Origin of the sequence: Pseudomonas fluorescens (assembly GCF_000968015.1) — a bacterium.
Classification (GTDB): Bacteria; Pseudomonadota; Gammaproteobacteria; order Pseudomonadales; family Pseudomonadaceae; genus Aquipseudomonas; species Aquipseudomonas fluorescens_W.
This window is the reverse complement of sequence record NZ_LACH01000117.1, coordinates 1-8,915: the sequence shown is the minus strand read 5'-3', so window position 1 is coordinate 8,915 and position 8,915 is coordinate 1. Positions and strand designations below refer to the sequence as shown.

Annotated in this window: 10 protein-coding genes; all 10 read right to left on the bottom strand. The window is 57.2% G+C overall.

The features are described from left to right. Positions 1-100: 100 nt before the first annotated feature. Entirely contained in the window at positions 101-988 is an 888-nt protein-coding gene (gene cyoE, locus VD17_RS30960) for a heme o synthase (protein ID WP_008147631.1), read from the bottom strand. Between the two features lie 11 nt (positions 989-999). Next, positions 1,000-1,335 carry a cytochrome o ubiquinol oxidase subunit IV gene (cyoD, locus tag VD17_RS30955; RefSeq protein WP_033061037.1) on the bottom strand — a complete coding sequence of 112 codons (336 nt, stop codon included), beginning with the start codon at positions 1,333-1,335 and terminating at the stop codon, positions 1,000-1,002. Continuing rightward, positions 1,336-1,962 carry a cytochrome o ubiquinol oxidase subunit III gene (locus VD17_RS30950; RefSeq protein ID WP_008147627.1) on the bottom strand — a complete coding sequence of 209 codons (627 nt, stop codon included), beginning with the start codon at positions 1,960-1,962 and terminating at the stop codon, positions 1,336-1,338. Positions 1,963-1,965: 3 nt separating this feature from the next. After that, positions 1,966-3,996, bottom strand: a complete 2,031-nt coding sequence (gene cyoB / locus VD17_RS30945) for a cytochrome o ubiquinol oxidase subunit I (protein ID WP_046057155.1) — start codon at positions 3,994-3,996, stop codon at positions 1,966-1,968. A 3-nt stretch (positions 3,997-3,999) separates the two neighbouring features. Further along, entirely contained in the window at positions 4,000-4,944 is a 945-nt protein-coding gene (gene cyoA / locus VD17_RS30940) for a ubiquinol oxidase subunit II (RefSeq protein WP_046057154.1), read from the bottom strand. An 816-nt stretch (positions 4,945-5,760) separates the two neighbouring features. Continuing rightward, positions 5,761-6,270 carry a disulfide bond formation protein B gene (locus tag VD17_RS30930; RefSeq protein ID WP_046057153.1) on the bottom strand — a complete coding sequence of 170 codons (510 nt, stop codon included), beginning with the start codon at positions 6,268-6,270 and terminating at the stop codon, positions 5,761-5,763. A 286-nt stretch (positions 6,271-6,556) separates the two neighbouring features. Beyond that, positions 6,557-7,333 carry an ABC transporter substrate-binding protein gene (locus tag VD17_RS30925; RefSeq protein ID WP_046057152.1) on the bottom strand — a complete coding sequence of 259 codons (777 nt, stop codon included), beginning with the start codon at positions 7,331-7,333 and terminating at the stop codon, positions 6,557-6,559. 316 nt (positions 7,334-7,649) lie between these two features. After that, on the bottom strand, positions 7,650-8,102 hold the full coding sequence (moaE, locus tag VD17_RS30920) for a molybdopterin synthase catalytic subunit MoaE (RefSeq protein ID WP_046057151.1): 453 nt from the start codon (positions 8,100-8,102) through the stop codon (positions 7,650-7,652). A 3-nt stretch (positions 8,103-8,105) separates the two neighbouring features. After that, a complete protein-coding gene (gene moaD / locus VD17_RS30915; RefSeq protein WP_046057150.1) occupies positions 8,106-8,348 on the bottom strand; it encodes a molybdopterin converting factor subunit 1 in 243 nt (80 codons plus the stop codon). Beyond that, positions 8,345-8,818 carry a cyclic pyranopterin monophosphate synthase MoaC gene (gene moaC / locus VD17_RS30910; protein ID WP_046057149.1) on the bottom strand — a complete coding sequence of 158 codons (474 nt, stop codon included), beginning with the start codon at positions 8,816-8,818 and terminating at the stop codon, positions 8,345-8,347. The genes moaD and moaC overlap by 4 nt, the downstream gene beginning before the upstream one ends. Positions 8,819-8,915 lie beyond the last annotated feature (97 nt).

The following is an 8,915-nucleotide window of genomic DNA, read 5'->3' as shown; positions in this document are numbered from 1 at the left end:
AGCCTGCTCGCGAAAGCGGCGACACGGTCCACCAGACAATCCCCAATAAAAAGCCCCGCGCTTCTCTCGAAGGCGGGGCTTTTTGTGCAGCATCCAGATCTTAAGGCGCGTACGTCAGCAACAGCTCACTCGGCACTTTAAAGTCCAGCGACATCATCACGCTCAACGCGGTAATGGTGAAGATCGAGAACACGAACAGCTTGCGTGCCCAGACCGTGTCATCCACTGCCTTGTAGCCGGTCCAGGCCATGTACAACCAGTACATGCCCATGGCCGCGGCGACGGCGAGGTAGCTCATGCCGGCGTAGCCGCTGAAGGTCAGCATCAAGGTCGCCACGAGGAACGCCAGGATGTAGAGCAGAATGTGCTTCTTGGCCACTTCAATGCCGCGCTTCACCGGCAACACCGGAATCGATGCAGCCAGGTAATCGTTGAAGCGGAAGATCGCGATGGCGTAGGAATGCGGCATCTGCCACAGGCTGAACATCACCAGCAACGTCAGTGCGGCCATGTCGAAGCTGTTCGTCACCGCGACGTAGCCAATCACCGGCGGCATGGCGCCCGACAGACTGCCCACCAGCGTGCCGTGAACCGACTTGCGCTTGAGGTACAGGCTGTAGAAGCCGACGTAGATGACAAAGCCGATCACCGCGAACAAAGCGGCCAACGGGTTGGCCACTTTGTACAACAGTGCAACGCCGAAAACACCCAGGACGGTCGCAAACGCCAGGGCCAGTTTCAGGGAGATCAAACCCTGGACCAGCGCCCGGTTTTTGGTGCGTTCCATCTTCAGGTCGATGTCGCGGTCGATGCAGTTGTTGAACACGCAACCGGAAGCCACCACCAGCGACGTGCCGATCATGGCGGCCAGGAAAATGGCCAGATCGACATGCCCTTTCGAGGCCAGGAAAAATCCGCCTGCCACAGAAAGCACGTTACCGAAAATGATCCCCGGTTTGGTGATTTGGATAAAGTGCTTAAAGGACATCCGGACTTTCCTCAGTGCGCCATCATGTTGGTGTGGATGCTGTACATGATCCACAGCGACAGGCCTACCAACAGGACGATGACCAGTGCAGCGAAGACAAACGCGATCACGTTGTTACGCTGGGCAGCGGAGCGATCCAGGTGGAGGAAGTACACCAGGTGCACCAGCACCTGGATGACTGCGAAGGCCAGTACGATCCACAGGGTCAGGGCTTTCGGCAGCGATGGGTACATCACCAGGCCGAAAGGAATGACCGTCAGGATCACCGACAGAATAAAACCGATAGCGTAAGACTTGACGCTGCCGTGGCTGGCGTCGTGGCTATCGTGGGAATGAGCGTTAGCCATTTACATAGTCCCCATCAGATAAACAACGGTGAATACGCAGATCCACACCACGTCCAGGAAGTGCCAGAACAGGCTCAGGCAGCTCAGACGGGTCTTGTTGGTCGCCGTCAGGCCGTTTTTCTGCACCTGATACATCATGATCGCCATCCAGATCAGACCGCTGGTCACGTGCAGACCGTGGGTGCCGACCAGGGTGAAGAACCCGGACAGGAAGCCGCTGCGGCTAGGACCGAAGCCCTCGGAGATCAGCATGTGGAACTCGTTGATCTCCATGCCGATGAAGCCGGCGCCGAACAGGAAGGTCATGCCCAGCCAGCCCAGTACCTGGTTCTTCTTGCCCTTGAACAACGCCAGCATGGCGAAGCCGTAGGTGATCGAACTGAACAGCAGCAGAGCGGTTTCGCCCAGTACGTACGGCAGTTCGAAGATGTCGTGGCCCGACGGGCCACCCGCTACGTTGTTAACCAGTACCGCGTACGCCGCGAAGATCGACGCAAACAGAATGCAGTCGGTCATCAGGTAGAGCCAGAAACCGAATACGGTCATCTCGCCCGAGTCGTGGTGATGGTCGTCGTGCCCATGGTCCGTGCCATGGGCGTGTCCAGCAGTGGTCACTAAGTTCGACATGGTTTAAGCCTGTTCCAACGAGGTTTCAACACGGGTGGCGGTGGCTGGAACTTTTCCGGCCGCTACCAGACGCTTGTGCTGCTCGGCTTCGATGCGCTCGATCACGTCGACCGGCACCATGTAGCCTTGATCATCACGTGCAGCGTGGATCACGAAGTAGCCCACGGTGCCAACCAGGCCAACGATGGCCAACCACCAGATGTGCCAGATCATCGCGAAACCGAACACGGTCAACAGAGCACCCATGACCACACCGGTCGCGGTGTTGTTTGGCATGTGGATCGGTTCGTACTTGGCCGGAGCCTTGTACGCGGTACCGTTTTCCTTGGCTTCGGTGAACGGATCGATGGTGTCTGCTTTTGGCAGCACGGCAAAGTTGTAGAACGGTGGTGGCGACGAGGTCGACCATTCCAGCGTGTGTGCATTCCACGGGTCACCGTGGTCGCACATGTTTTCCGGCTTGTTGCGATCACGCACGCTGACGTACAACTGAATCAGCTGGCAGGCGATACCGGCCGCGATCATCACCGCACCGAACATGGCGACGTACAGGTACGGCACCCACTCAGGGTTGGTGGTGGCGTTCAGACGACGGGTCATGCCCATGAAGCCCAGTGCATAGAGCGGCATGAACGCGACGAAGAAGCCCGAGATCCAGAACCAGAACGCTGCCTTGCCCCAACCTTCGTGCAGCTTGAAGCCGAACGCTTTAGGGAAGTAGAAGCCGAAGCCTGCGATGTAGCCGAATACCGCGCCGCCGATGATCACGTTGTGGAAGTGAGCGATCACGAACAGGCTGTTGTGCAGGACGAAGTCCGCACCCGGGATGGCCAGCAGTACGCCGGTCATGCCGCCGATGGCGAAGGTCACCATGAAGCCCAGGGTCCACAGAACCTGGCTGGTGAAACGCAGACGCCCTTGGTAAATGGTGAACAGCCAGTTGAATAGCTTCACCCCCGTCGGGATCGAAATCAGCATCGTCGCCAGACCGAAGAAGGCGTTGACGCTGGCACCCGAACCCATGGTGAAGAAGTGGTGCAGCCAGACCATGAAGCCCAGGATCGAGATCGCGCCCGATGCGTAGACCATCGAGTGGTGGCCGAACAGACGCTTGCCGGTGAAGGTCGAGATGACTTCGGAGAAGATCCCGAACGCCGGCAGAATCAGGATGTAAACCTCGGGGTGACCCCAAGCCCAGAACAGGTTGACGTACATCATCGGATTGCCACCAAGTTCATTGGTGAAAATGTGGAAATCCATGTAACGGTCAAGCGTCAGCAGTGCCAGGGTAGCGGTCAGGATCGGGAACGAGGCCACGATCAGGACGTTGGCCCAGGTGCAGGTCCAGGTGAAGATCGGCATGTCCATCAGCTTCATGCCCGGGGTACGCATTTTCAGCACGGTGGCCAGGAAGTTGACCCCCGTCAGCGTCGTACCTAACCCGGATAGCTGTAGCGCCCAGATGTAGTAGTCCATCCCCACGCCAGGGCTGTATTGCAGGCCCGACAGCGGCGGATAGGCAACCCAACCGGTCTTGGCGAATTCGCCGACGCCCAGGGACAGGTTGATCAGCACCACGCCAGACACCAGCAGCCAGAAGCTCAGGGAGTTCAGGAACGGGAAGGCCACGTCACGCGCGCCGATCTGCAGCGGCACTGCAAGGTTCATCAGGCCGGTGAAGAATGGCATCGCCATGAAGATGATCATGATCACACCGTGAGCGGTGAAGATCTGGTCATAGTGTTCAGGCGGCAGGTAGCCAGGCGAACCCTCGGTGGCCATGGCCAACTGGGTACGCATCATGATGGCGTCGGCAAAACCGCGCAGCAGCATGACCATGGCAACGACGATGTACATCACGCCGATTTTCTTGTGGTCGACCGAGGTCAGCCACTCGGACCACAGGTAGGTCCACTTCTTGAAATAGGTGATTGCAGCGAACAGCGCCAGACCACCGATCGCGATCATGGCGATGGTTATCATCACGATCGGTTCGTGGAACGGGACCGCTTCCCAACTTAATTTACCAAACATCGTTTACTCCTCTGCCCCGGCAGCTGAATGCGAACTCATGTCCATCCCTTCCATGGCGGCCATTTCGTGCTCTTTCTTCTCGTGGTGCATCGGCTTGCCCGGATTCATACCTTCGTACTTGTCGACGATGATCTGGAACAGGTTTGGCGTGACCGAGGAGTAGAGCTCGACTGGGTTGTTCTGGCTTGGCTTGGAAAGGGCTTCGTATTCAGCTTTTTCAAGCTGTTTAGGTGCCTTTTTGACTTCGCTGACCCAGGCGTCGAAATCTTCCTGAGAGGTGGCGATAGCTTTGAATTTCATGCCGGTGAAACCAGCGCCGCTGTAGTTGGCGGAGATACCGTCCATTTCAGCGTTCTGGTTGGCGATCAGGTGCAGTTTGGTCTGCATGCCGGCCATCGCGTAGATCTGGCCGCCCAGCGCCGGGATGAAGAACGAGTTCATCACGGAGTCCGAAGTGATCTTGAAGTTGATCGGCGTGTGCGCCGGGAACACGATCTTGTTGACGGTGGCGATGCCTTGCTCTGGATAGATGAACATCCACTTCCAGTCCAGCGCGACGACTTCAATGGTGATCGGCTTGACGTCGGATTCCAGCGGCTTGTAAGGGTCCAGCGCGTGGGTCGACTTGTAGGTGACATAACCCAGGGCAATGATGATCAGCACTGGAACAGCCCACACCGCGATTTCAATCTTGGTGGAGTGCGACCATTTCGGCGTGTAGACGGCGTCGGTGTTGGACGCGCGGTATTTCCAGGCGAACAGGAAGGTCATGACGATGACCGGAACCACGACCAACAGCATCAGCAGCGTTGCGGTGATGATCAGGTTTCGCTCGTCCAGGCCGACCTGGCCCTTGGGATCGAGCAAGGTCATGTTGCAGCCTGACAGCAACAACGTGCCGATCAGCGGCAATAAGCCTAGTAGTCTGGGGTACCTGTTTTTACTCATCTCACGACCTCTAAAGCAGCTTGCGCAATGCAGTTGGGTTTTGATCGCCAACACTTCACCCTGCCAAGGGTTGGCATTTTTCTTGGATTGAATAAGTGGCTGCCCGTCGCGCGTCAGACGCTGTTCGACAAATCCTGGGCCAGCGTTGAGTTCTTATTCGAATTCGTGGTCAAAGGCCTTGTTACAGACCAATTCCATTTGGTGCGGATAGTTGGAAGGCACCGACACCTGGGAGTCGCATGAAGCCAATCGGCCTCTCGACGCCCTATTCCTGCTCAGGGATGAGCAGTGCCGGGAATTCAGTGCGGGCGATTGTAGATATGTAACGTTTTATAAACCATGTCTCATCCCGAAATAATTTTTATCCATTCCAGCAACAATCATTAACGGTATTTGCAAAAGTGCGCCATGGTATCGAAATTAATTCTCAACAAAAACACCAAAAATTGTAGGTCTACCTCAGGCAGTTCAGACAGTATCGAAGGCTCTGCGCCCTCCTTCGACCCTGCCAAGGCCCCCATGTGACAAGGGCTTCGTCGATTCGCCAGGGCCTGTTAAAACTGCCTGTTCCGGATTTTTGAGGCTGAAGTTGCCAGACGTTAAAACAGGCCAATTTTGTTGCGTAACCCTGTACCAATTCGGCGCCCTGAAATGCCTTGCGACACTCCCGCTGTGACAACATGTCGCACACGTGCCGCACCCAGACTTGTCGCGCATCAAGGTCATTTTACCTGCGCCCCGAAATGCAAAATGCCCCGGCCCCCTCAACGAGGGCCGGGGCATTTTTTTGTATGGCAGCGATTGCGGCGGATGACTTCAGCGTAGGACTTTGCGGTTACGCGAAGTGAGCAGCGGCACCAGCACCACGATCAGCACAAAGGCTAGCAGCGCCCACTGTGCAAGCGACAGACCGAGGATCGGCGGGTACGGCGTGGAGCAGAAGCCGTCGACCTGGAAGCCCAGCGGGAAGATTTTCGCCAGTGGCAAACCGTCGACGATCGGTTGCAGCACGTCGATGCCGCAACTGACCGCCGGATAGAACTGGGTAAAGACGTGATGCCCGGCCACTCCGGCACCTGCTAGGGCGCAGATCACCACCAGGGTTTCAAATACCGTAATGCTGCGGCGGGTGCGCATGGCCGCGCCGATGAACGCGAAGAGCGCAATCAGCAGCAACGCATAACGTTGCAGGATGCACAGCGGGCATGGCGCCTCACCCAGAACAATTTGCATGTACAGCGCGCCACCGATCAGCGCCAGGCAGATGATGCCCAGCAACACCAGATAGCGCCGTTCACGGCCCAACCGCATCGTTTCCTCGCTCATTGCGTTTCCCTTCTAAATATCGATTGCCCAGAAGTCTACACGCTGGCCCTGACCTTTGAGAGTCCGGCGCGCACAGCGGGGTATCGGGGAATAGACGACGAGCCGGTTAAGAAGGGATTAAATCTCAAGCCATCTGGAGCAGGCGAACTAATGCTTAACGCTAATTCATTGTAGGAGCGAGCCTGCTCGCGAAAAACATCTGAACAACGCGTTCATTCAGACAGCCCGCGTTATCGTTGACGTCCATCGCGAGCAGGCTCGCTCCTACAGGGGGAAGCGTGCTTGATCAGTCGCCGTAGATATCAGACTTGAAGTACTTCTCTGAAATCTTCTGGTATTCGCCACTGGCGCGAATGCCGTCAATGGCCGTGTTCAGCTCGGAGACCAACTCGGTGTTGCCCTTGCGCACTGCAATCCCGGCGCCCTCACCCACGTATTTCGGATCCTTGAGCTCCGGCCCGACAAAGGCATAACCCTTGCCACGAGGCATCGTCAGGAAGTCATTCAGCGGGATGGTGTCGGCAAAAATGGCATCGAGGCGACCGGCAGCCAGGTCCATGTAGATCTCTTCGTTGTTGCCGTAACGCCTGACGTTGATGCCCTTCGGTTCGAAAACCTCAGTGGCGTAACGGTCGGTGGTGGTTGCACGCTGCACACCGACCGTCTTGCCCTTGAGGCTGGCGTACTGGTCATCTACGACTGCGCCTTCCTTCATCACCAGACGCGATGAGGTGAAGTAGTATTTGTGGGTGAAATCCACCGACTTCTTGCGGTCTTCGTTGATGGTCATGGACGACAGCGCCATGTCGATTTTCTTCACTTTAAGGGAAGGAATCAGACCGTCGAACTCACCTTCGACCCAGACGCACTTGACCTTCATCTGCGCGCACAGGGCATTGCCGATGTCGTAGTCGAACCCGACAATCTCACCTTTATCGGTTTTGGACGCGAACGGTGGATAAGCCGCTTCGATGCCGATACGCAGGGTTTTATCGGCGGCGAACAGGCTGCTGCACGCCAACAGGCTCAGGGCCAGACCGGTGATGAGGGGGAATTTCTTCATGTTCGTTCTCTCGCGGGTTGTTGTTGGTTTGGCAAGACAGAAGAAAGAGCAGAAACGGGGAAGCGCTTTTTTGTACTTATAAATCCATACTGGACTTTTATGTATAGATCGTCAATTGGGCAAACAGGGTTGTGCGCGGCCGACGGTCGGGTGGTGAATCAGGAAGTTATCGGGTGAAGCGAATGACCCCATCGCGAGCAGGCTCACTCCCACAGGGGATCGTCGTCGTACACAGCATCTGTGATCATGAAGATCAACTGTGGGAGCGAGCTTGCTCGCGATGGCTATCTGACAGGCAACAGAGAACGCTGCTGGATTACTGCTTCCAGCGATCCGCCGCCGCATGATCACTGTCGCGCCCTTCAACCCAACGCGCCCCGTCAGGGGTGTTTTCTTTCTTCCAGAACGGTGCGCGGGTTTTCAGGTAGTCCATGACAAAGGCGCAGGCGTCGAACGCCGCCTGGCGGTGGGCGCTGGCGGCGCCGACGAAGACGATCGGCTCCCCCGGATCCAGGGCGCCGATGCGATGCAGCACTTCAAGTTTGAGCAGCGGCCAGCGCTGCTCGGCCTCTGTGGCGATCTTGGCGAGGGCTTTTTCGGTCATGCCCGGGTAGTGTTCAAGGAACATCCCGGCGACGTCGAGTCCGTCATTGAAGTCGCGAACATAGCCGACAAAACTCACCACCGCACCGACGCCCACATTGGCGGCATGCATGGCGTTGACTTCAGCACCCGGATCGAACGCCGTGGACTGCACGCGAATTGCCATGGCTCAGCCTCCGGTCACGGTCGGGAAAAAGGCCACTTCATCGCCATCGCTCACCGGCTCGTCGAGCTGGCACAGGTCTTCGTTGCGGGCGCACATCAAGTTTTGCTCGCTCAACACTTCGGCACCGTCACGCTGGGCCAACAGTGCACGCACATCGTCGACGGTGGCGAAATTACCTTCAACTTTCACCGAGTCCACGCCGAGCGCTTCACGGTAACGGGCAAAAAACTTCACGGTGAGGTTCATGGTTGATCCGCCTGGAAATGGCCGCTCTTGCCGCCGAGTTTCTCCAGCAGCCGCACGCTCTCAATAGTCATGCCGCGATCCACGGCTTTGCACATGTCGTAGATAGTCAACGCCGCGACGCTGGCGGCGGTCAGGGCTTCCATCTCCACGCCGGTTTGCCCGGACAACTTGCAGCGCGCCATGATGCGCACGGTGTCGTCGCCCTCGGCACTGAGTTCGACCTTGACGCCGGTGAGCAGCAGCGGATGGCACAGAGGGATCAGATCGCTGGTTTTCTTCGCGGCCTGAATGCCGGCAATACGCGCCACGGCGAATACATCACCCTTGGGGTGACCGCCGCTGACGATCATCTGCAGGGTTTCGGGCAGCATGCGTACCAGCGCTTGGGCCGTTGCTTCACGGAACGTCACGGCTTTTTCAGTGACGTCGACCATATTGGCGCGACCTTGGGAATCGAGATGAGTCAGCACAGGGATACTCCTGATCAGGAGCACCGATTGTAAACCTGCGGGTCAAAATTCCGCACGCTTGATTATGCGTTCACCACTAAACCCTGTGGGAGCGAGC

What these genes read in the sequence shown, in the direction of transcription:
- moaD (WP_046057150.1), bottom strand. Translation starts at nt 8,348, where the DNA reads ATGAACCTCACCGTGAAGTTTTTTGCCCGTTACCGTGAAGCGCTCGGC.
- VD17_RS30925 (WP_046057152.1), bottom strand. Translation starts at nt 7,333, where the DNA reads ATGAAGAAATTCCCCCTCATCACCGGTCTGGCCCTGAGCCTGTTGGCG.
- cyoA (WP_046057154.1), bottom strand. Translation starts at nt 4,944, where the DNA reads ATGAGTAAAAACAGGTACCCCAGACTACTAGGCTTATTGCCGCTGATC.
- VD17_RS30930 (WP_046057153.1), bottom strand. Translation starts at nt 6,270, where the DNA reads ATGAGCGAGGAAACGATGCGGTTGGGCCGTGAACGGCGCTATCTGGTG.
- cyoD (WP_033061037.1), bottom strand. Translation starts at nt 1,335, where the DNA reads ATGGCTAACGCTCATTCCCACGATAGCCACGACGCCAGCCACGGCAGC.
- moaE (WP_046057151.1), bottom strand. Translation starts at nt 8,102, where the DNA reads ATGGCAATTCGCGTGCAGTCCACGGCGTTCGATCCGGGTGCTGAAGTC.
- cyoB (WP_046057155.1), bottom strand. Translation starts at nt 3,996, where the DNA reads ATGTTTGGTAAATTAAGTTGGGAAGCGGTCCCGTTCCACGAACCGATC.
- cyoE (WP_008147631.1), bottom strand. Translation starts at nt 988, where the DNA reads ATGTCCTTTAAGCACTTTATCCAAATCACCAAACCGGGGATCATTTTC.
- VD17_RS30950 (WP_008147627.1), bottom strand. Translation starts at nt 1,962, where the DNA reads ATGTCGAACTTAGTGACCACTGCTGGACACGCCCATGGCACGGACCAT.